At 32.0% G+C, this 23,149-nt stretch carries 19 protein-coding genes; 5 read left to right on the top strand and 14 right to left on the bottom strand.

Annotated elements, in window-relative coordinates:
* Positions 1-60 precede the first annotated feature (60 nt).
* Positions 61-792 (top strand): biotin--[acetyl-CoA-carboxylase] ligase, encoded by a 732-nt coding sequence (locus QMA06_RS07840; RefSeq protein ID WP_290206321.1) that lies wholly within the window; start codon positions 61-63, stop codon positions 790-792.
* Here QMA06_RS07840 and QMA06_RS07835 read toward each other — a convergent pair.
* On the bottom strand, positions 789-1,184 hold the full coding sequence (locus QMA06_RS07835; protein WP_290206320.1) for an SRPBCC family protein: 396 nt from the start codon (positions 1,182-1,184) through the stop codon (positions 789-791). The genes QMA06_RS07840 and QMA06_RS07835 overlap by 4 nt on opposite strands.
* A 103-nt stretch (positions 1,185-1,287) precedes the next feature.
* Positions 1,288-1,932, bottom strand: coding sequence for an orotate phosphoribosyltransferase (pyrE, locus tag QMA06_RS07830; RefSeq protein ID WP_290206319.1), 645 nt, complete (start codon positions 1,930-1,932; stop codon positions 1,288-1,290).
* A gap of 277 nt (positions 1,933-2,209) precedes the next feature.
* On the opposite strand from pyrE, the gene QMA06_RS07825 reads away from it, so the two are divergent.
* A complete protein-coding gene (locus QMA06_RS07825) occupies positions 2,210-2,791 on the top strand; it encodes an NUDIX hydrolase (RefSeq protein WP_290206318.1) in 582 nt (193 codons plus the stop codon).
* Positions 2,792-2,929: 138 nt separating this feature from the next.
* Here QMA06_RS07825 and QMA06_RS07820 read toward each other — a convergent pair whose 3' ends face one another.
* The 4 genes from QMA06_RS07820 to QMA06_RS07805 all read right to left on the bottom strand — a co-directional run bounded on the left by QMA06_RS07820 (position 2,930) and on the right by QMA06_RS07805 (position 8,351).
* Positions 2,930-3,634 (bottom strand): N-formylglutamate amidohydrolase, encoded by a 705-nt coding sequence (locus tag QMA06_RS07820; protein ID WP_290206317.1) that lies wholly within the window; start codon positions 3,632-3,634, stop codon positions 2,930-2,932.
* Positions 3,635-3,726: 92 nt separating this feature from the next.
* On the bottom strand, positions 3,727-4,968 hold the full coding sequence (locus tag QMA06_RS07815; RefSeq protein ID WP_290206316.1) for a glutamate-cysteine ligase family protein: 1,242 nt from the start codon (positions 4,966-4,968) through the stop codon (positions 3,727-3,729).
* 3 nt (positions 4,969-4,971) lie between these two features.
* Positions 4,972-6,417: a RimK family protein gene (locus QMA06_RS07810; protein WP_290206315.1), complete on the bottom strand. Its 1,446-nt coding sequence runs from the start codon at positions 6,415-6,417 to the stop codon at positions 4,972-4,974.
* Between the two features lie 176 nt (positions 6,418-6,593).
* Positions 6,594-8,351, bottom strand: a complete 1,758-nt coding sequence (locus QMA06_RS07805; protein WP_290206313.1) for a M14 family metallopeptidase — start codon at positions 8,349-8,351, stop codon at positions 6,594-6,596.
* Positions 8,352-8,473: 122 nt separating this feature from the next.
* Between QMA06_RS07805 and ctlX the strand changes: the two genes are divergently transcribed.
* Positions 8,474-9,406, top strand: a complete 933-nt coding sequence (ctlX, locus tag QMA06_RS07800; RefSeq protein ID WP_290206312.1) for a citrulline utilization hydrolase CtlX — start codon at positions 8,474-8,476, stop codon at positions 9,404-9,406.
* A 161-nt stretch (positions 9,407-9,567) separates the two neighbouring features.
* On the opposite strand, the gene QMA06_RS07795 is transcribed toward ctlX, so the two are convergent.
* Both QMA06_RS07795 and QMA06_RS07790 read right to left on the bottom strand, forming a co-directional pair.
* The gene (locus tag QMA06_RS07795; RefSeq protein ID WP_290206311.1) at positions 9,568-11,622 is read right to left on the bottom strand and encodes a tetratricopeptide repeat-containing sensor histidine kinase; all 2,055 of its coding nucleotides are present in this window, start codon (positions 11,620-11,622) and stop codon (positions 9,568-9,570) included.
* A 365-nt stretch (positions 11,623-11,987) separates the two neighbouring features.
* Positions 11,988-13,091 carry a glycoside hydrolase family 53 protein gene (locus QMA06_RS07790; RefSeq protein WP_290206310.1) on the bottom strand — a complete coding sequence of 368 codons (1,104 nt, stop codon included), beginning with the start codon at positions 13,089-13,091 and terminating at the stop codon, positions 11,988-11,990.
* A gap of 166 nt (positions 13,092-13,257) precedes the next feature.
* Here QMA06_RS07790 and argS point away from each other — a divergent pair, with 166 nt between their 5' ends.
* Together argS and QMA06_RS07780 are read left to right on the top strand one after the other, a co-directional pair.
* Positions 13,258-15,039, top strand: coding sequence for an arginine--tRNA ligase (gene argS / locus QMA06_RS07785; protein WP_290206309.1), 1,782 nt, complete (start codon positions 13,258-13,260; stop codon positions 15,037-15,039).
* A gap of 114 nt (positions 15,040-15,153) precedes the next feature.
* Positions 15,154-16,464, top strand: coding sequence for a carboxypeptidase-like regulatory domain-containing protein (locus QMA06_RS07780; RefSeq protein WP_290206308.1), 1,311 nt, complete (start codon positions 15,154-15,156; stop codon positions 16,462-16,464).
* Between the two features lie 286 nt (positions 16,465-16,750).
* Here QMA06_RS07780 and QMA06_RS07775 read toward each other — a convergent pair whose 3' ends face one another.
* From QMA06_RS07775 to QMA06_RS07750, 6 genes are all read right to left on the bottom strand, one after another.
* Positions 16,751-19,063, bottom strand: a complete 2,313-nt coding sequence (locus QMA06_RS07775) for a FecR domain-containing protein (protein WP_290206307.1) — start codon at positions 19,061-19,063, stop codon at positions 16,751-16,753.
* Positions 19,056-19,958 carry a FecR family protein gene (locus QMA06_RS07770; RefSeq protein WP_290206306.1) on the bottom strand — a complete coding sequence of 301 codons (903 nt, stop codon included), beginning with the start codon at positions 19,956-19,958 and terminating at the stop codon, positions 19,056-19,058. The genes QMA06_RS07775 and QMA06_RS07770 overlap by 8 nt, the downstream gene beginning before the upstream one ends.
* A 161-nt stretch (positions 19,959-20,119) precedes the next feature.
* On the bottom strand, positions 20,120-20,635 hold the full coding sequence (locus QMA06_RS07765; RefSeq protein ID WP_290206305.1) for an RNA polymerase sigma factor: 516 nt from the start codon (positions 20,633-20,635) through the stop codon (positions 20,120-20,122).
* A gap of 389 nt (positions 20,636-21,024) precedes the next feature.
* Positions 21,025-21,498 (bottom strand): GNAT family N-acetyltransferase, encoded by a 474-nt coding sequence (locus QMA06_RS07760; RefSeq protein WP_290206304.1) that lies wholly within the window; start codon positions 21,496-21,498, stop codon positions 21,025-21,027.
* 16 nt (positions 21,499-21,514) lie between these two features.
* A complete protein-coding gene (gene kdsA / locus QMA06_RS07755; RefSeq protein ID WP_290206303.1) occupies positions 21,515-22,333 on the bottom strand; it encodes a 3-deoxy-8-phosphooctulonate synthase in 819 nt (272 codons plus the stop codon).
* Positions 22,334-22,692: 359 nt separating this feature from the next.
* Positions 22,693-23,052 (bottom strand): hypothetical protein, encoded by a 360-nt coding sequence (locus QMA06_RS07750; protein WP_290206302.1) that lies wholly within the window; start codon positions 23,050-23,052, stop codon positions 22,693-22,695.
* Positions 23,053-23,149 lie beyond the last annotated feature (97 nt).

The following is a 23,149-nucleotide window of genomic DNA, read 5'->3' as shown; positions in this document are numbered from 1 at the left end:
AACTCTTAAATTGTCATAAGAAAACTATAAAATATATTTGCTTATAAAATTGTTTATTAAATGTATATAATCAAACTTGATGCCATTGACTCAACAAATACCTACCTAAAGGATATGGTAAACGTTGCTTTGCCTAAAGATTATACCGTAATAGTTGCAGAAACCCAAAATGAAGGAAGGGGACAGATGGGAGCAATATGGCAAGCTGAAAATGGTAAAAACCTTACAGTAAGTGTGTTTAAGCGACTAAAGCATTTTGATATTAATAGACAGTTTTATATTAGTATGGCCGTCTCTTTGGCAATTTTTAAAGCATTAAGTACTTTTAAAATACCTCAATTACGGATAAAATGGCCTAACGACATTTTGTCAGCAGACACAAAATTGTGTGGTATTTTAATTGAAAATGTCATAAAGAACAGCAATTTGTTAGGTTCCATAATTGGTTTTGGAATAAATGTGAATCAGAAATTTTACAACAACTTGCCACATGCAACTTCTATGAGTTTGTTAACCGGTGTTATTTATAATAAAGATGAAGTGCTTTCTGAAGTTTTAAAACAGTTAAAAATTTATTTGGGTATTTTAGATTCCAAGAAGTTTACGACCATTAAATCGGAATACGAAAATCTACTATTCCGAAAAGATAAACCTTCTACTTTCAGAAATTCAAACAATGAACATTTTGTTGGAATTATAAAAGGTGTCACTGAAAACGGACAATTACAAATCTGGACAGAAGATGAAATTATTAAATCCTTCGATTTAAAAGAAGTAAAGTTATTATATTAAACCTCTGTTTTCATATTGGTAGCTAAAGTCTCAATAAATTTCTTGATTGGATTTTTAATCATCATTGCTATCATGGTATTAAATTCTCCTTCAAAATTTAATTTAACCTCAGATGTATTGTCATTAATTTCTGTGATATGGGCAATTAAAGCAAAGTCTAATTTTCCACCTGCAGCTCCTAAAACAATTTTATTATTTGGTATAGCTTCTTTTTTCTTCAAGACAATTTCTGGCATACCTTTTAATGCAAACAGAAATTTGTCATTATCTAAAACTTCAAATTTGCTAATGTTTTCAGGCATTAATTTTTCAAAATTTTTAATGTCAGAAAGAAAATTAAACGTTTCTGCTGCAGATTTATCTAAAGTGACTTTAGGTGATTCTAATTTCATGTGTGTTATATTAAGTAGTTTATAGTTTAGTCGTTAAGAAATAGTTTTTAAAAAAATGATTTTTATAATCTAAATTAACCACTAATAGTATTTTATAAATATATCAATCTGTATTCCAATTACTAGGATTAGCATTCCATTGTGCTAAAATATTTTGTTCATCTTTAGTAATGTAATAATTTTCAACAGCTTGTTCTAATAAATTTTGATAATTACCTAAGGTATGTAACTCTATCTCTGCTTCTTCAAAATTCTTTTTAGCCACATCAAAACCATAAGAAAAAATCGCCACCATTCCTTTTACATTAACATCAGCGTCTTTAAGAGCTCTTACAGCATTTAAGCTACTCATTCCTGTACTAATTAAATCTTCAACAACCACCACAGTTTGTCCTTTTTCAATATAACCTTCAATTTGGTTTTGACGGCCGTGTTTTTTTGCTTCTGGTCTTACATAAATAAACGGAAGGTTTAAGTAGTCTGCTACCAAAGCTCCTATGCCAATAGCACCTGTTGCTACACCTGCAATAACATCTGGCTTTCCATAAAGATCTTCAATGTTTTTAGCAATGGTTTCTCTTATATAATTTCTAATTAGTGGAAATGAAAGTACTATTCTATTGTCACAATATATTGGAGATTTCCAACCAGAAGCCCAAGTAAAAGGGGAGTTAGGTTGTAGTTTTATAGCATTAATTTGCAGTAAAACCTCGGCGGTCTGTTTAGCGGTTTCTTTATTAAAAATCATGATACAAAAATAATGATTTTTACAAGTTGGTAAATTTTAATTCAATATAAATTTTATTTCAAACGTATTATTCAATAGTAAAAATCTTTTAGATGTTAGTATAACATAATTTTATTCTTAGCCTTAAAATTAAAGCCATGGTTTCGATTATATTACAAAATATGACGGCATAGAATATGAAATTTATAAGCTTAATTTTATCAAAAATTTATTTCCTTAAGAAAATGTCATAAAAAATAATAAATTTACAAAAGGAAAGTCGAAACAAACCTCAAGGATGTACACTATTTATGTAGGTGATAAACCTATAATTTTAACTACGGAAATAAAAAAAGAAACTGATTTTAAATCATTTCTCTTAAAATCGGTGAATATTGGTAAAGTTATAAAGACCTTAAATAATACAGATTTACAGGCTGTATATTTAATTCATAAAAACGAAGATAAGCTCCTTAAAAAATTTCTAAAACTCTTACCTAACGTTATTGCGGGCGGAGGAAAAGCCTATAATTCAAAAAAAGAAATTTTGTTTATTTATCGTAATGATAAATGGGATTTACCAAAAGGAAAGGCGGAAAAAAAAGAATCTATTGAAGAAACTGCCATTAGAGAAGTTGAAGAGGAAACAGGTGTACGAGGTTTAAAAATCACAAAGCCATTACCAACGACCTATCATATATTTAAGCGTAATGGTAAACATAAAATTAAAGTAACGTATTGGTTTGAAATGAAAACTGATTTTGATGGTAAACTTTCGCCTGAAGAAAATGAAGGTATTACCAAAGTAGAATGGTTAGATGATCAAGCATCTAAAGACGCTTTAGAGAACAGTTATGCTAACATCCGGGTATTGGTTTAGATTGGGGAATTTATGAGATCTGCATTAAACTTCAAACAATTTCGCATGTAAATGCTTTAACGGCTTTTGTTTATACTGTTACGACTGAGAATGTTCGATGCGAATATTTAACAGAAAGTTTTTGGAAGAATCATCAATTTAATGTTTTAGAAAAGAAGAGCTCATAGTGGTTAGTCGTTCCATTGTTTTGAAGAACGTCTGTTTCATCGAAAGGTTTAAAACACCATTCACTACAAATTTCTGATTAACCTCTATCTCAATACCTAAATAATTATTCGGAAATTGTTTTCGCAAATACGTTGTAAAACCATCTGCTTTTCCTAAATAGGGAAAATTAAATCTTACATTGAGGTCTGAATCTTGTTTTAAAAGTTCAGTCTTAAACAATTTACAAAATTGCTTTTCTTTCTTTTTAGTAGAATCATAAAGTAGTCCAATATCACAGTTTCTAATTTTTCCTTGTAATTTCGGAGTGAAACTATGCATGGATAAATGAAGAACCGCTTCGCCATTTTCAATATGATTACGGATTTTATGTTCTACCTGAGTTCTATAAGGTAAATAGTGATGCTTTATAATTTCACTTCTATCCTCTTTGGGCAGATGCTTTGTAAATTCAGAAAACAGTTGTTTGTGGTACAAAGAACGATTTAGCTCTATTAATAAACGGCTTGTAGTACTAAAATAGGCGTCATCTGATAATGATTTTACGTACTGAAACAAATTTAAAGCACCCAAATCATAACCTCGATGTGTTTTTAAAACCGTCTGATTTTTAAAATGTTTTTCGTAAGCGTCAGGAATAGTATTACCACCATGTTCACAAGTTAAAATAAGTTTCATATATTTTATCTATCGAATTTCAAACTTCAAACCTTAACTGCGCTCAGCACGAGTGCGGCGCAGTTATATGAGTATCTCTTAGATTTCGAATTTTAGTTATCGTCGTTTTTTACTTGAAACAGCGTATTAGTCTTTAAACAATCCTGAAGTTGACGATATACTGAAACGATATGTTTTTCTGAAGTGTCATTGCCTACGGCTTTCAATAACCGTGTAGCGAGGGTACCTTCTTTTAGGATTAATTCAATCGGTTGATGATGAGATTTGTGCAATTTCGATTTTACAGCTTCGTACATTTGTTTCCAAATATGATTGATTGTTGCAGATATATTCAAACCGAATAATTTTAAAAACTCTATATTTTCTATCATAGAGTTTTCACCATGTCTAATAGCGTCATCTAAAATAATGAACAAATCTTCTTTGGTCCATTGTTTTTGAACTTGAAGCGTACAGAACTCTTTATTGACCAATGCTTTTAAAACTTCGATGACCAAAGCACAAATAGCAATGTCCGCTTTAGGACATTCTTGAATATCCATTAAACGAATTTCTATAGCATTACGGTCAAAACGGGCAATTGCACCGCGAGAATTTAGAAAATGTTGGTCCAAAATCTTGTTTTTATCGTAAGGTTTAATTGCGTGTTTTATAGGTTCGAAAACGGTTGCATAATAGTCTAACTTGGAGAATGTGCGCTCAGGAATTACCAATCCGGTTAATTCAGGAATTTCTTTTTGGTTCGTCTTATAAAACTCTAAACGCGTATCTTTAAAGCCTGTGATTTGCCCTTCTAAAATTGGGGAGCTAGCACATAGGCCAGGTAATAATGGTAAGATAATACGAATGGCCGCATGTAGTTTTTCAAATTCCTTATCGTTATAAAATGGTAAGTTGATATGCGTACTTTGCACATTGCTCCATCCATGACCTTTACAATTAAAAATAGTGTTGTAAAGCGCATAGACTTCACTATAGCTATGTTTCCAAAGTTGTGTGTCAGTGTTAGGATTCATTAACGGATGCGATGCTGTACCTAAAAGTCCTATTCTTAACGGTTGCAATAGAGTGTTAATCTCCAAAATATTGGCATGAAATTTATCAGAGAGATTGTCTATGCTTTCGGCTGGGCCATTTGTTTTTAGTTCAAGAACATGCGCCACTAATTCGTTACTCCAGGCTATGTCACCATTTTCTATATCGGCTTTTAAATGTCCCGCTTTTCGAGTTAGTAATTCATCTACTTGTGGTGCAACTTTAAGCGTATCGTTTTTAACGAGCATATATTCAAGTTCAATCCCGTAAACTTCGAATAAGTGATATTTTTTAGCCATGTTTTAATCTAATCGTTTTTTTAAAGCGGAAAGAATTTCCATATATACCAAATCCCCATAATGTGCATCTTCCACGCCAAAATCAATATTTGGGTTATCGTTGATTTCTATAACCATAAGTTTGTCGTCCACCACTTTTATGTCAATACCATAAAGTCCCAACCCCATTAGTTTGGCAGATTTTAAAGCGATATCAATAACATTTTTTGGAACATCTTCCATTGGTAAACAATCTGCATTACCATCTTGATCGTTCTTATCTTTAGCCTTCCAATTATATATCTGCCAATGGCCTTTGGCCATATAATATTTACAAGCATAAAACGGTTTGTTGTCAATTATGCCAATGCGCCAATCGTAATCTGAAGGACAAAATTCTTGGGCAATGATTAAATCTGATTCTTTTAGCATCTCAGTAACCAATGCATCATATTCTTCTTTATTTTTTGCTTTTTTAACACCAAAAGAAAAGGTAGAATCGGGTGCTTTTAAAACACAAGGTAACCCTGTTTGATCTAGTACCGAATTTCTATTATTGCTATGTACAATAACAGTTTTTGGTGTACTTATATTAGCGTTATTCATCGCTTCTGCCATATACACCTTATTGCAACATCTTAAAATCGCATTTGGATAATCAATAATGGCAATCCCTTCTTGTTGTGCTTTTCTAGCGAACATGTAAGCTTCGTTATTCACTTCTGTGCTTTGTCTTAAAAAAAGCGCATCAAAAGAAGATAGCCGAGTTAAATCTTTGGGTTCAATAATTTCGGTGTAAATATTCATCTTCTCTGCAATTTCCACAAACTTTTTTAAGGCTTTGGAATTGCTCGGAGGTGCTGGGTCGTTAGGGTTGACCAAAATAGCCAAATCAAAATCGTAATTTGCCACCTTCGCCGTATCGTAACGTTTTTTTGAAAAGTACTGATTAGCAAATAAGTGTACACTAGATATATGTTCTTCTGGAATTTCAGATTCTGAAATCGCTTTTATACTTTGAATGTTCCATTTTGTGGTATGATTAAAATTAACCCGTAAAAATGGCACTTGAAAATGCTTGTAAAACAACGCACTCAAGTTTTTATATTTCTGAGCGACGTTTTGACCAAAATAAATACTTAAAGTAAAATCTTGCGATTTTATATTTTTTAAGCTTTGCTGAATGACATCATCAAACTCATCTGATACGATTCTAACGAGTTTTAAAGTTTTAAGGTCCACTATATTTTTTGTGGTCGGTATTGGTAAATGACCTCTGGCCTCTGCCAAAAGTGACACGTAATATCCTTTTGATTGGTATGAGTAATCCTTGCACAAATTGAAAATTCGTGCATTTTTTAATAAGGAATACTTTGGGTTAGTAAGATAATCTTGTGAGGAAATTACGGTGATGTTATCAATTGAAAAATTCCATTTTTCAGGCTGATTTACAACAATGTATTTGTTCATTTAGAGCGCGTTACGCTATTTATATTTTATACAAATGTATATTATTTTTTGATTGGTTTTACAAGCATTAAAAAATGTTTATATAAATTTTGAACCACTGTTTTATTAGTAGTTTTATGATTTCTACGAAAAAATGATAAGCTTATGTTTACTAAAATGCTGTTAACTATAATTGTCTATTTTAATCTATAAACAGGATATTGCATATGAGCAGTTTCATAATATTCACTTTGTTTATGCAACCAATCTAACTGCGCATACCAGTTATTAGCAAAATCTTCGTCGTAGCTAATTTTTACGTTAAATTCCATTTGAAGTTTTGGGTTGTTCTTTAACAATTGTTCAGCTTTATCTTCCCAAACATACGGTGAAAATCCTTCTTTTTGTTGAAGAATAGTATCGAAAAAATTCCAGTTAAAAAACGAATCTGTCGCGCTCGGTTCTAAAGTTTCTAATAAGTAGCGAATAGCGTTTTGGTTGGTATAGATTAAATAATCTCCGCTTCTAAATTTCATATTCTTACTCGAAGAATTTACAGTAGTGTTATAATGTGCATAATGACCTTCATATGGAGATGTTCGGGTTTGAAAAGCTCCAATTTTATAGGCTTCAACTGTTAATGTCGTATCCGTTTTAAATTGTTTGAATTCCACATTATTCAACTTCAATAAATTAATAACCTCGTGCCAACCTTGAGGAATGATATAGGCTTTTGGGATGCTAATAGAATCCGTTGCCCTAAAATAATTGTTATAAATAATGTCTCTTGTAAAAGGTTTTGTTCGGTCGTATTTTAAACGTTTTGCACCGGTGAATTCACTAGGTGTCATTTCACCTTCGTAACCTTTAAATAGTAATGTTGAGGTTTTAGTAGTATCAACAGACCAAGCAATTGGATATGATTTTCCATAGGACCAAAGTTGACTTTGATTATTTCTAAGTTCCGAAATTTCAGCTCCGTGCTCATCTGTAATTTCAATCATACTTTTCATTAATTCGTAAGTGCCTTCTACACGTTGTTTGTAAGGTTTAAGCATGTGCGTTTCTATCATCATACCTAAAGTATTAAACAGGGTGGTGTACCCTGTTGAATACCGTGGAGAATCCATAAATTGCGTAAATCCAGAATCTGGTGTGCGATTGAATACGTTAACATAAGGTGTAATATCCCATGATTTGGCTTTTAATTTTTGTTCTAATGTTGGCATCATTTCAGAATGTATAAAGTGGCCAAGTGGCCCGCCCAATTTGTTGTGTTGTGTAAACAAATGAGTTAGGGTATACTGATAGTCTGCCCCGTTACTAACATGATTATCGATAAAAACATCAGGTTGTACCAAATGAAAAATTTGAGCAAAAGTTCTAGCGTTTTTGGTATCCGATTTTATAAAATCGCGATTGAGATCATAATTTTTAGCATTACCTCTAAACCCGTATGATTTCGGACCGTTTTGATTTGTTCTTGTGGTAGAATTTCGGTTTAAACTTCCACCAACATTGTATATCGGAATCGTAACAATAACCGTGTTTTTCGGCGGAATGATTTTACCATTAACCATATCTCTAAACAGCATCATGGTCGCATCTATGCCATCAGATTCTCCAGGATGTATGCCGTTATTTATTAATAAAATGCGGTTGTTCTCTCTTAATTCTTCAAAATTATCACCAGAACCATTCATGTTTAAAGTTACTATATGTAATGGTTTACCAGAATCAGTCTCCCCAATGGTTTGAATTGAAATTTCAGCATAGGACTCTGCTAAATTGTAAAAATAATCGATGGTTTCTTGGTAGGTAGCTGTTTCGAGTCCTTGTGATTTTTCGAATGTGGTTGTAAAATCAACAGTATCGTTTTTAGAAGCTTCATCTTGTTTCTCTGGTTTGTCAGTACAAGAACAAATCATTAAGACTAGAAATAAGAGTTTTTTCATATTAAAATATTGATTTATAGTAGCTTTCAAACTTAATAAATTATAGTTGTTAAAAGGTGTGTTTTATCTGTTTTTCCAACTATAAAAAACGTTAATTTTGCAGCACTTTTAATTTTCTATAAATGCAACAAATAACAAATACTATTCTAATGATTCGTCCTGTAAATTTTAGGATGAACGAGCAAACGGCTGTCAATAATTATTTTCAAGAAGATTTGGATATAAAAAATACTAAAATTAATGCACAAGCGCAAAACGAATTTGATGCATTTGTTGAAAAATTGCGTGCAGTAGGTGTTGATGTGGTCGTGGAAGAAGATGATAAATTAAACGATACTCCAGATTCAATTTTCCCTAATAATTGGGTGAGTTTTCACAGTAATGGGGATGTGGCAAAGTATCCAATGTTTGCAGAAAATAGAAGACGGGAGCGTAGAGATGAGGTTTTTATTAGATTAGAGAAAGAGGGGTTTAAGATTGAAAATATCATCGATTATACATCCGCCGAGCTTGAAGGTGTTTTTTTAGAGGGAACAGGAAGTGTAATCTTAGATCGCATAAATAGAAAAGCCTATTGTGCATTGTCTCCTAGAGCAGATGAAGATTTATTTATAGAGTTTTGCGAAGATTTTGAATATTCCCCTATAATATTTACAGCAAAGCAAAACGTTGAAGGAAATCGTTTACCTATCTATCACACCAACGTAATGATGTGTTTGGCAGAAAAATTTGCTGTGATTTGTTTAGATTCAATCGACGATAAAAAAGAGCGTAAAAATGTTGTAAAACATTTAAAACAAGATGGCAGGGAAATCATTTCTATTTCTGAAGCTCAGATGCACCAGTTTGCAGGAAACATGTTACAGTTACGAGGTGAAAACGAACAGCGCTATTTAGTTATGAGCGAAGCTGCACATAAGAGCCTAACTGACAATCAAATTAAAGCTATTGAAAAGTATTGTCCAATTCTTTCGAGTTCTTTAGACACTATCGAAACTTGTGGTGGTGGAAGTGCACGTTGCATGATGGCAGAGGTGTTCTTGCCTAAAAAATAAAATTAAAACTATAAGTTTTTAGAATTAAGATTGCGCCATGCTTAATCTCAATCTAATTTGTGAACTAAAATAATTCTTAAGTTTAGATCGTTGATTTTTGAAAATTTAATTTTAAATCACACATTAGAAAGCCCAACTTAAATCATTTGAGATAAGATAAATTAAGCTTGAGATTCTGCTTTAGGTATTTCAATATAGAATTTACTACCCACATTTTGTGTGCTTTCTACCCAAATTCTACCATTGTTTAATTCTACTAAATCTTTGGCAATAGATAAGCCAAGACCTGTTCCTTTTTCATTTTTAGTTCCAGCGGTCGTAAAGTTTTTATGTGCAGCAAATAGTTTATCAATATTCTCTTGGGCAATGCCGACACCGGTATCTTCAACACATATCAAAGCTTTACCATTGACATCACTATTAGAAATGGTAATTACGTCTCCAGTTCTGCTAAATTTAACAGCATTAGTGATTAAATTCTGAATTACAATTTCTACCATACTTCGATCTGCAAATACAAAATCGCGCTGAGATTCGTCAATTAATACAATACGCTTGTCTTCTACTTTTTGCTCAACTAAGGCAATTTTAGCATGAAAAACATCTTGAATATTAAACATCTCAGGTTTCGGTTCTAAGTTCTGCATTTGCGATTTAGACCAATTTAGTAAATTGAATAGCAATGATGATGCATTATTAGCATTTTCACTGAGTTCTGGAATTAGTTCAAAGAACTCATCTTTAGAAATGTTATCTTCATTTAACAAATCTAAAAAGGCCTTTATTGAAGAAATTGAATCTTTTAAATCGTGCGATACAATTGAAAAGAGTTTATCCTTTACTTGGTTAACTTCTTCTAAATGATGAGTTTGCTCTAAAATAGCATCGGTTCTAACTTTTTCTTCCGCTAATATGGTTTTTTGTGTTATTAATTCTTGTTTGTGTGATTTCGTTTTTAGTAAACTAATTACTAGGATTGAGAATAAAATTGCGAATGCTGCAAAAGTACTATAACGAAACCCCGGATTGTTAAACCAAGATGAGGTCATGGTTTGATCTTGTGGCACACTAATCGAATTATTTTCGGCCTTTGTATTATCGTCAATTAAATTTAAAGGCTGAATACTTGTTGGAAAAATAGGTTGCTCTATACTGAGCAAAGAATCTTTTAAATTGTAGAATTTTGTTTGCCAGAAAAAAGCATTCTGATAATACCCACGAGTAGAATCTAAGGCAATATGAAGTTTATAGTTTTTTAACAGTTCTGCTTTGTTGTTAGTTTTCTGAGCGATAGCATAAGCTTCATTAAGTTGTCTTTCAGCTAGTTTTATTTTTTTCTTTTGAAGATTTAAATTTCCAATGGCATTTAAAGCTTGTAAAAGTCCTTCTTTATTGTCTTGTTTTCTGTTGTACTTTAAACCTTCTACTAAATATTCAGAAGCCTTATCATACTCTTTAAAACGTAAATATTCACTTCCCAGTTTAGGTAAAATTTCTCCACGCAACACTTGGTCTGTTTTAGGGTCTAAAATACTAAGTGCTTTTTCGTAGTATTCAATAGCTTTTCTGTGTTCTTTTAAGATAGAATAGAGTTCTGCAATATTTTTAGTGGACAATTTTATGCCATCGTTGTCATTAATTTGTGTTCTAACGTCCAAAGCTTTAAAATTAAATTCAATCGCTTTGTCAATCTGATTGGTTTTATAATAAGCTTCGGCCAAATTATTATAAGCCGCACTCAATTCGTCTTTTAAATACTGCTTCTCAAAAATAGAGATTGCGGATAAGGAATTTTGTAAACCTACAGTATAATTTCCGCGTTGAATTTCAATGAGACCAATACTATTACTCACTTTAGCTACACCGAGTGTATCACTTATTTTTAAGTAGAAATCTCGAGATTTGTTATAATTATCAATAGCGTTTAGATAATCGTTTTGTGTGGTGTAAATTAAGGCTCTATAGTAACTGCTTTCTGCTAGGCCTTTGGTGTAATTTAATTCTTTAGAAAGTTTTGAGGTTTGGTTAACATATAGCAAAGCCATTTCATAATCTGCAATATTATACAGCTCGTTTATGAGAACAAGCGACATGTCCACTTTTGTGGAATCTGCGTTTTGATAGGCCAATTGTACCGAAAGTTCATCTATTTTTTCTGATTGTGAAAAAATAGCAAACGATACAAGACAAACAGCTAATGTTAATAACTGTTTCATCTTAAAATAGCGTTAAAACGAATTGCGCTGTTTTGGTGCGAAAAACTTTTAGAGAGGGATGTAAAAAGTAAGTTAACACAAAACAATAACAATGTGGTTAATGTTTGATTATTAAGCCTCATTAATGTTTTGGGACATTGATTAATAGCCTTTCAAAAGTGCTATTATGTAAACGATTAAACTAATTATTTGGTCTTAATACCAATAAATTAGTTGAAACGACAAATAATTTTTTTTTAAAAATGGCCGTTTCGACTAACTGCAAAAATCATGGAAGTACTACTGTCTTCTCGATGAAATACGCGTTTAGAACAGTCAATTGTTTTTTTAGTTCAGATTAAATGCTTCTAAAATAGGTAAAGCTTTTAAGTCGAAATCGAATACGCATTGATTCTCCCAAGATGTACCGTTGGTGGTTGTACTTTCGTTGCCGTTAAAAGCGACCCAGTCTGGGGCCAATAACAAAACCCTATGCCTTTATCATTTGGAATATTCCTTATAGTTGTGATGAGCCACTCCATATAGGCTTTTTGTCCTTGAGGTGTAGGTGCAAATTCTAAAATTGTTTGGTTTGTACTGCCAATATAGTTAGTGAGATTATCATTCCATTCTAATGTAAAAGGGTATGCCACTTCAACCATTAAAATATCTTTGTTAAATCTATTTGCTAAATTATTTAACTTTGAAGCTACTAAATTCAAATCTTTAGTTTGAAACTGTGGATAATAGGATAAACCTATTATATCAAAATCGAGATTGAAGGTTTGAAGATTATAGAAGAAGTAAATGGAATTTTCAACATTACTGTGATGCAGCATAATTTTTATCTCATTTTCAGTATCCATTTCTCTAACGGCTCTAATGGCTTCAGAAACTAAACTAGTATAGTTAACCCAATTACCGTCGAACGCATTCCAAACTTTACCATAGTCCCAAAGAAAACCATTATCAATTTCATTACCAATTTGAATTATATCTGGAAGCGTATGCTGTGATTTTAATTGCCCGATTACGTTTTTAGTATAATTATAAACGGCCACTTTTAAATCTGTTAAAGATAGGTTCTGCCAGGCACTAGGTGGGGTTTGGGTACCAGGATCTGCCCAATAGTCGCTATAATGAAAATTGAGCAAAAAATTCATGTTCTTAGATTTAACGCGTTGCGCATAAGCTTTTATGTCTTCTAAACCATTTTCACCATTTTGTGGGGAGTGCCAAAGTTTCAATCGAACTAAGTTGGTGCCTTTAGACTTCACAAAATCGAGAAGTTCTATAGAATTCCCTTCAGCATCTTTATAATCTATATTGTAATTTTCTAATTCGCTCTGAAAAGATAAATCCATGCCAGCATAGAACGTTTTTTGCTCTTGATCATCATCAACGTCATTATTATGGTCTGAATTATCATTTTTAGAACAAGAGGTTAGCGCTATTAGGGCAATTATAAATATATATTGTAATAATTTCATATAAGTCGTTTGGCTTCTATTGTTTTTTAGAACTATTGGCATTCCTATATTTTTCAAACTTATTAACCTTTATCGAAGTTACGTAATTATGTCTGTACAGAATCCTATTAAAACATTAAAACTACTATCTTTGCAAACGTTTAAAATATTACAATAAAGCAGGACTATGAACCTTCAAGAGACCCTAGAATTACATGTAAAAACCGCTATAAAAGCGTTGTTTCAATCGGAATTAGAATCGGTAGAATTTCAAGCCACTCGTAAGGAGTTTGCAGGTGATATTACGGTGGTGGTGTTTCCTATGTTGCGTGTGGTAAAGGGCAATCCTGTAGTTATTGGCAATCAAATAGGTCAATATTTGGTAGATAATGTGGAAGTAGTGACTGGCTTTAATGTGGTTAAAGGTTTTTTGAATATTGAAATTAGTGATTCTTATTATCTCAATTTTTTTCAAGCTATAAAAGATAAAACTAATTATGGTTTTATAGACCAAAAGGATGACGAAGCTATTATGGTAGAATATTCATCTCCAAACACCAATAAACCATTACACTTAGGGCATGTAAGAAATGTACTTTTAGGCTACAGCGTGTCTGAAATTTTGAAAGCCTCAGGGAAGAAAGTATATAAGACACAAATTATTAACGATAGAGGTATTCATATATGTAAAAGTATGTTAGCTTATCAGAAATTTGGACAAGGTGAAACACCGTCAGAAAATCTAAAAGGCGATAAGTTGGTTGGAAATTACTATGTTAAGTTCGACCAAGAGTATAAGGCTGAAATAGCGGATTTAATTGAAAAGGGCAACACCGAAGAAGAAGCAAAGAAAAATGCTCCGTTGTTATTAGAAGCTCAAGAAATGCTTATTAAATGGGAGGCTGGTGATGAAGAAGTTGTTTCACTTTGGAACGAAATGAACCAATGGGTTTATAAAGGTTTTGAAGAAACCTATAAAAATATCGGAGTCGATTTTGATGCTTATTATTACGAAAGCGATACGTATTTATTAGGAAAAGAATTTATTGCTGAAGGCTTAAAAACTGGTGTCTTTTTCAAAAAAGACGATGGTTCAGTTTGGTGCGATTTAACCGAAGATGGTTTGGATGAAAAAATAGTGCTTCGTAGCGATGGTACAGCGGTTTACATGACTCAAGATATCGGTACCGCAATTCAACGAATTAAAGATTATCCAGATGTAGGCGGTATGGTTTATACCGTTGGAAATGAACAAGATTATCATTTCAAAGTTCTATTTTTAATTTTAAAGAAATTAGGATTCGATTGGGCGAAAAATCTATTTCATTTAAGTTACGGTATGGTTGATTTGCCTAGCGGGAAAATGAAGAGTAGGGAAGGAACGGTTGTAGATGCTGATGATTTAGTTCAGGAAATGGCAGATACAGCTGAAGAGATTTCTAATGAATTAGGTAAACTTGAAGATTATGATGAAAACGAAAAGAAAGCACTCTACAAAACCATAGGATTGGGAGCTTTAAAATATTACATTTTAAAGGTAGACCCTAAAAAGCGAATCTTGTTTGATCCAAAAGAATCTATCGACTTTCAAGGTAATACTGGGCCATTTATTCAGTATACTTATGCGCGGATTCAGTCAATTTTAAGAAAAGCTGATTCTGATAATGTGGCTTCTATATCTACCAATGATGCGGTTGTTATGCACGATAAGGAAAAGGAATTAATCAAGCAATTAGAGTTGTTTCCCGAAGTAATCCAAAATGCGGCAGAGCAACATAGTCCGGCATTGATTGCGAATTATACTTATGATTTGGTTAAAATGTATAATTCATTTTTTCAGAATGTATCTATATTCGGTGCTGATTTAGAGGCGGAAAAATGCTTCAGAATCGATTTATCTAGATTAGTAGGCTATACGGTGAAAAATGCGTTTCAGGTATTAGGGATTGCGGTTCCTGATCGTATGTAGAAATCTAAATTCATAATTTCAGGGTTAAAATGTTTTAACATATTGGTATAGAGGTGTTTTTTTAGTTTTTTTGTATCTTAGGGAAAGCTAAGTCGTTCATTAAAATATACTGTTATGGAAAAATCTCTCAATTTAAAGCGTTTCACAGGTACCATTATTGCCGCATTATTTTTGGCATTTTCGCTTCATGCCCAAACAGATTTTAATGTCTACAACGGCACTATTGTTGATGGCCAAACTAACAAAGCTTTAGAAGCCGTAAGTTTAAATATTAATGGCACTAATATTAGTACAATTACAAACTCTGAAGGGGAATTTACACTTAAAGTTCCTAGTAGTTATACAGATTCAAAAGTAGCCGTTTCACTTCTAGATTACAATACGTATGTTATATCTTTAACAGAACTGCTCAACGAGGATAATACAATAAAGTTATACAGAGCCGTTACAAAATTATCTGCTGTGAGTATTTCGGCTTTTAAAAATGCTGAGCGTTTAGTAAAAAAAGTCTTTAGTGATAAGAATAAAAATTTAGAAGAACAATCCGTGTTTATGACGGCATTTTATAGGGAAACCATAAAACGACGTAATAGAAATGTATCATTAACGGAGGCGGTTGTTAATATTTTAAAACAACCGACAACATCGCAACTCCATGACGCCATTCAATTAGGGAAAGCCCGTAAAAGTACAGACTATAAACGTTTGGATACCGTATCTGTAAAATTGCAAGGTGGCCCATTTTCTACAGTTTATTTGGATGTTATGAAGTATCCTGAATATATTTTTAATGAAGAAAGTATAATGTCGTATAATTTTACTTTTGATAAACCTACTACCATAAATAATAGAACCGTTTATGTTGTTGATTTTAGACCCAAGGATAACGCTTTTAAAATAAATTATTTCGGTAAACTTTTTATCGATGTAGAATCACTAGCGTTGGTAAGTGCAAACTATGCGTTGGACTTAAGTAATAGGAGTAAAACGAAAAACCTTTTGGTAAAAAAGAAACCTACTAATATTGTAGTTTATCCATTGGAGGCTAACTATAAAGTAGATTATAAAGCCAAAGACGGAAAATGGTATTACAGTTATTCTACATTAAGCTTAAAATTTAAAGTCAACAAAAAACGTCAACTTTTCAATAAAGTGTATACGTTATCTAGCGAAATGGCAGTTACCGATTGGGAGGTTAATTTAACAGATAAAAAGATAAGAAATAAAGACAAATTAAGACCAACTGTAATTATTACAGATGCTATTTCTGGATTTTCTGACGCTAATTTTTGGGGGAAATATAACTTCATTGAACCAGATAAATCAATTCAATCAGCAATTGATAAAATCAAAAAAAATATTGAAAAACAAAAACGAAAAGAGAATGGTAAAGGAACTAGTAAAGTAATTGCTGGAATGCCCTAAAAATACCAATTTAATACTTGAAATATTTGTGATCTATGAATTGGATTGTTTTGTTAAACTGAGATTTAAACACCATAGCGTCTCTAATATGTTATTAATTAGTCTTGCTATGCCGCAAACAAATGGGAATAGGGCTGTAAAAAATATTTAATTGTGCTCAGAGTAAACTGAAATTTTATTGCTTGTTGATTGAGAATGCTAAGTTACACTTTGAATTTTTTAAATATTTAGACAAGATTGGATATTGAAGGAATAATTAATTCTCAATAAGAATAACATATCGAATTTAGAAACTTAATCTAAAACTAACATTCGGTGTGAATTTTAAAGAACGGTTGTCGTTTTTAATTAGAGAGTCTTCAGAATCATTAGTATAGTAGCGGTTAACAACATTGGTATGATTAAAAACATTCCAAACGGAAGCCCCAACATTCGCTTTCACTTTATTTGAAATTCTAAAATTATAAATTGCCGATATATCTGTTCTAAAATAATCTGGTAAACGGGAGTGGTTCGGTGAATTATATTCAATTATAGAGTTATTGTTGTCTTGCTGAGAAGTAGGGGTAGTGTATGGTTTTCCGGAATGCCAATTAAATCCTAAACCCAATTTAAAATTACTCAGATTATAAATTAAAGAAGCGTTAACTACATGCTGTAGGTCTAAGGTGTTTGCAAATGAATGTCCTTTATTCAAATTTTCAAAATGATAATCGTTTTTACTAAATGAATAACTCACCCATGTACTGAAATTCTTGATGCGCTTGTTAATTAAAAAATCAAAACCTATTACGGTATAAGATCCAATATCATTCGTAAACTGAAATTGATTTTGAAACCCTTGACTCTGAGCAGTAATATTGCTCACATTTTTGTAATAACTTTCAATTGTAACTAAAAGGTCATTTTGATTATAAATTAATCCAGCCGATACTTGTTGGCTTTTTATTATCGGCAAATTTCTGCCATTTGCCAATTGCCATCTACGTTTTTCTATACCTAAAAAATCTTGTTGTAAATCGATAATTTGGCTAACAGTTTGGCTCTTTAGTTCTCCTAATATTTCCAATCTAAAGGATTCCGATAGCTTTTGGTTAAAAGCAAAACGCGGTTCAATAATCAGTGCTTTAAGTTGATTGAAATAATTAACCCTAGCTCCCAATCGAAAATAGGTATTGCGCGATTTTGAAAAACGAACGACTTCACCAAATAAGGCATGTGTTCTTATAATTTCCTTGGTTATGCTCATAAAATCTGGGTTAATAATATCTTCAGAATTCGTAACCGCTATTTCATTGAATTGATAGCCAAGATTTATTTTTAAACTTGGGCTCACTACTTTCGATATATCTAATCGTGCACCATAATCTTCAACTTTGTTTTCCTGTTTTACAATTTGATTATTCGTTATGTCATTATTACGGGCGTATAAATCATATTTAGAAAAATACAGCTCTGTAGATAGATTAACGTCATTTTTCAAGACGTTCGCGTATGTTGTACTCAAGCCAAAACTCTCTTGATTTAGTTTGCTTTCTGTACTTTGAAAATTATTGTTTGTTGTGGTAAAAACTTGATTATAATTAAGGTTATTATACATGTTAATTAAATTGACTCTCAATTTGGATGAAGCATCAATATCATATAACAATTTAGCATTAAAATCATGAAAAAGAAAGCGTTCGTCAAGTGCTAGTTGAGTTTTGTTATTAGAAGAATTTAATTCAGAATCTTTAAAAATCCGCTCAAAATAAGAATCATAAGTATTAGAAACTAAAAGATCTGTAAACGAACGTCTTGCAGCGAGTTGTAATGCCATTTTTTTGGATAATGGAATAGTTGTATAGCCATCAACACTTAGTAAATTGCTTCCAATACCGACATTTGTTTTTTCTTTTATATCGTTTGAGTTTCTTATGGTTATCGTACTCGATACGGCATTGCCATATTTAGCACTCGTTCCGTTCTTGAAAACCGTAAAATTATCAGACAGATATGGATTAAAAGCAGAGATAAGGCCAAAAAAATGTCCGGTTTGGTACATTCTAATTCCCTCAAACAAAATAAGATTTTGATCGTTGGTGCCACCACGAACGTTGATATTAGAAATACGTTCATCTACACTAATTATTCCTGGCAACTTTTGTGCAATCTGAAGCACATCTGGCGCAATTAATCCGGGTAAAATTTGAAAATCTTTGGTGTCTGCTTCGATGGTTCCATTATTAGTTTTCGAAATACCTTTCGTAAGATAGTTAGTGACTACAACTTCCTCTAATTGTTGAATTGCATTTTCACTATCGGAGTTTGACTTTAATGTAACTGCAATGAAACGTTTGCTTAAAATTTCGAAATTAAGATTTGTAATTAATTTTAATTGATTAATAACTTGATCTAAGTTGAAGTTTGGAGGTAAGGAAGTAATTAAAATACCCTCAATAGTTTTGGTTTCAAAAGAAAATTTAACGTCATATTTATTTTCTATCTCTAAAAGAATCTGAGCAAGTGGTTGTTGTTCTTCTTGCTGCTGACCGTATGTAAGACTGCAAACGAGACTCGTTACTACGTAGAAAATTAAAGACCGTAATTTTTTATTCACGCTTAAGTAAGATCGATTTTCCTAATTTACTGTAGTTTAAATTTAATGGTATTGTAACAGATTTCAAGGCTAAATCTAAATTATTATGTGTAAAACTTCCTGTGAACAAGCGTGAGGTATCAATATCAGCAATATCTATTTTTATATCATATTGATTCTCAAATTCAGCAATCACGTGTTTTAAAGGGATACTATTAAAACTACTTTCACCACCTAACCAATGGGGTTGTATTATGTTTTCTTGTTTATTAACTAGCACTTTTCCATCGATTAGTCTGAAAGTACTCCCTGGTTTTAATTTTAACTGTTTACTATTGTACGTAACGTTCACTAAACCTTCGTAACAAGTCACTTCAAAATAGGCTTCACGTTGTTTCACATTAAATTGTGTGCCTAATACACTAACCATTCCATCTCTTGTAATTACATCAAATATTTGGCCTTTAGCAACCTTAAAAAAGGCTTCACCCTGTAAATTTACGACTCTATTATCGCTCCAATTACTGTCGTTAAAAGATAGTGATGAATTGGCATTTAAATTTACTATAGAAAGATCTGGTAACTCAATCGATATTTGCCGTGCAATTGGTGTTTCGATTTCAGTATTTAAGTTCGACGTATAATAATAAATGCTAAAACCTATTGCTAGAAGTGCAGCAATTTGGAGCAAAGGTTTTAACAACGGTTTTGATTTTTTAGGCTTTAGATTTGGTTTTAATGTTAAGTAAGTTTTGTCAATGGAAAATTCAGGAGCTTTAAAATCTTTTAAAGCCGTATCCATTATAATTAGTTCGTTATAATCATCGAGCTGTTCAAAAGCTTTTTCCTCCTCCGTATTTAGGTTGTTATCTAACCATTTTTTTATAAGTTCTTCTCGTTTCAATTGTTCCGTCACCTTATGATTTCAAGTATATAACAGGTTAGTTTTAAAAATCCCTACCTTGGTAAAATTCAAAATTTCTCAGTAATAGTTCTCAATAAACAATCCATAACCATGAAATTTCCCGTAGTCTAGGGTTCTTTTATGTTACATCTTGTATTATTACTGGCCATTGTCTAAAGTTCTGCGATCTCCGTTCGCAACGTCTTCAAAGCGCCATAAATACGTTTTTCAACGGCTTTTACAGAAATACCTAAAAGCGTAGCAATTTCCTTAAATCGTTTACCTTCAACTCTGTTCATTAAAAATGCGACGCGCTGAGCTTCGGTTAAATTGCTAATGGCTTTTTGCAGTTTTTGATGATATTCTTTTTCCTGTAATACAAATTCGGGATTCTCGTTAGTAGACTGCTTCTGTGGATTTTTACGATATTTTAAAATTACTTTCTGATGGGCTACAGCATTGAGCATTAAATTATTTGCAGTAGTAAATAAATAACTCTTAGCCTTCGGAGGGGCAACTTTACCACAATTTTGCCATAATTTTATAAATGCCTCCTGAACTTTGTCTTGCGGATTTAAATACGCACCAAATTTATAATATAGGAAATCATGCAGATTTTTAGCGTGTTTCTTGTATAACCGTTCAAATAATTGGGATTCGCAAATATTATCTTGTAAAGGCTTACTCATATCTATTAATAAGAGGTACAAATTATAAATAATATTTTTAATAAAATAAGAAAGGATTTTTTAGAAGATAAGCTTTTTATTATAAACCATTAAAGTAGATGTACTATAAAAATTTAAATCAATTTCATCGTGTAGAATGTGCTATTAACCCATTAGTGCTACTAAATGGAAATGATTGTAATGGTGAAATTATTTATATTGAATTGAAAACATAAGCCATTAGAAGTGAGTATTTGAAAGTTAAATTGGCTTATAAGGATGTCACTTGTATTAAAAAACGCTTTTTTAGTATTAAGTTTGTCTCAGTGTTTCGTGAATAGTTTCATATGAAAGATAAACCAAATGTCACTGAAAACTAAACTAAGCGATTGAAGCTTCACAAATAAAATCTAAAGCATTTTTTCAACCAAATAATTTTCAAGAACAACCCCTTTCAAATTTTTCTTTTGCTTTTTAATGACTTCATAATATTTATTATCAAAAAAAGGCAGTGCCGTTTTACTAACATCAGATTTTATAACTTGATAATCATTACTCATCACTTGCGATTCTATAATGCGTAATAATTTTGAACCAATCCCTTGACGTTGATAGTCTTTGTGAACAAAGAGGCCGTCAAAATAATTCCCGTTTTTTAAATATGCAAAACCTACAATATGGTGATCTACTTCGGCAACAATAAAATAGAATTTATCGATGCGTTCTTTCCATTTTTCAAGATCATCTGCTCCAGATGCCCAAATCTTTATTTGTTTTTCTGAATAATCCTTTTTATTAATATGAATTATGGTATTTCTAAATATTGAGGTAATTTCAGGAATATCCTCTAATGTAGCTTGCCTTATTTCAATGGGGTTTTTCAAAATGTGTATTATAATATTATAAACTATTTATAGTTTTTCTAATCTTTACTAAGTTGGTCAAAAGACTTTCTAGATTATTTAAGTGTAACATATTAGCGCCATCACTTTTAGCATTTGCAGGATCAAAATGGGTTTCTATAAATAAACCGTCTACATTATTTACCACTCCAGCTCTGGCAATAGTTTCAATCATATCTGGTCGGCCACCTGTAACCCCAGCACTTTGGTTGGGTTGTTGTAATGAATGCGTTACATCTAAGACTGTAGGTGCAAATTGGCGCATGGTAGGGATGCCTCTAAAATCGACTATCATATCTTGGTAGCCAAACATGGTACCCCGGTCTGTAATCCAGGCTTTTTCATTACCAGCGTCTTTTACTTTTTGAACGGCATGTTTCATAGCTTCAGGGCTCATAAATTGTCCTTTCTTTAGGTTGACCACTTTTCCGGTTTCCGCAGCAGCAACGACCAAATCGGTTTGTCGCACTAAAAACGCAGGAATCTGCAAGACATCTACAAATTCTGCAGCCATAGCCGCGTCAGAAGCTTCATGAATATCTGTTACTGTTGGAATATCAAAAGTCTCAGATACCTTTCTAAGAATTTTGAGTGCTTTTTCGTTGCCTATACCTGTAAAACTATCAATTCTACTGCGATTGGCTTTTTTAAAGCTGCCTTTAAATACGTATGGAATTTCAAGTTTATCTGTGATATTTATGACCTTTTCCGCAATACGTAGAGCCATATCTTCACCTTCAATAGCGCAAGGGCCACAAAGTAGAAAGAAGTTGTCTGAATCAGTGTGTTTTAATTTAGGTATATATTTCAAATCCATATCGATATAAAAGCGTTGATGTTTAGCAAATATACTATATAAGCTCAAATAATATACTCCTATAGGTAACAACCTTTATCATTAAAAAATTTAAGTGGATACCACATATTTAAGGTTATCAAGTATAGAAATACTAAGTGGTGGAATTGACGGGGGCAATGGGGTAAAGCTCTTGGTCAAAGCTTAAACTATTATTTAGAATTAGCTGTAATCGTATAACATGCTGCATTTGGTATATCGAAAAAGAAACTTCAAACCTTTAATTTTGAGTATGACTATACTATTATGATAGATTAAAGCAGGTAAGATTATTTAGAAAATGAATTATTGAATGTTCAATTAATAGTCTAATATCGCAACTAAAACTTCCGCTTTATACTATTTCGTACCATCCAAAGTGACATTATTAAGTTTCCAATAATTAAAATTCCACCATAAAATAATATTTTTTTTGAAGTTTCAAACCAGTTAATAATATTTAGCAAATCGAATAAATAAGCAAAAATTAAATAAGAGGAAAGACAAACAAACACAATACCTAATGAAAAGTTTAGTTTTTTGCTCGGTTTTATCAATTGCCATACAAACGGGATTCCAAAGAGTAAAATGGGATAGGCGTTGATTCCTGTAATTTTATTTAGAGTTGTAAACCAATACACAATTACCGATATAAAATAGAGGTAAGGAATAAATTTCATGTATTTACTAATGGTATGCATTCGTTAATTTTAAGGGTTAAGTTAATTCGCAATGACTAACAATAATAAGTCTTTTGAGGATTCCGATTTAAAATAGGCTTGGCGCTGTTAATCAATT

Origin of the sequence: Winogradskyella bathintestinalis (genome assembly GCF_030407435.1) — a bacterium.
Classification (GTDB): domain Bacteria; phylum Bacteroidota; class Bacteroidia; order Flavobacteriales; family Flavobacteriaceae; genus Winogradskyella; species Winogradskyella bathintestinalis.
Note: the sequence above shows the minus strand (reverse complement) of the source record. Positions and strands in the feature narration are given on the sequence as shown.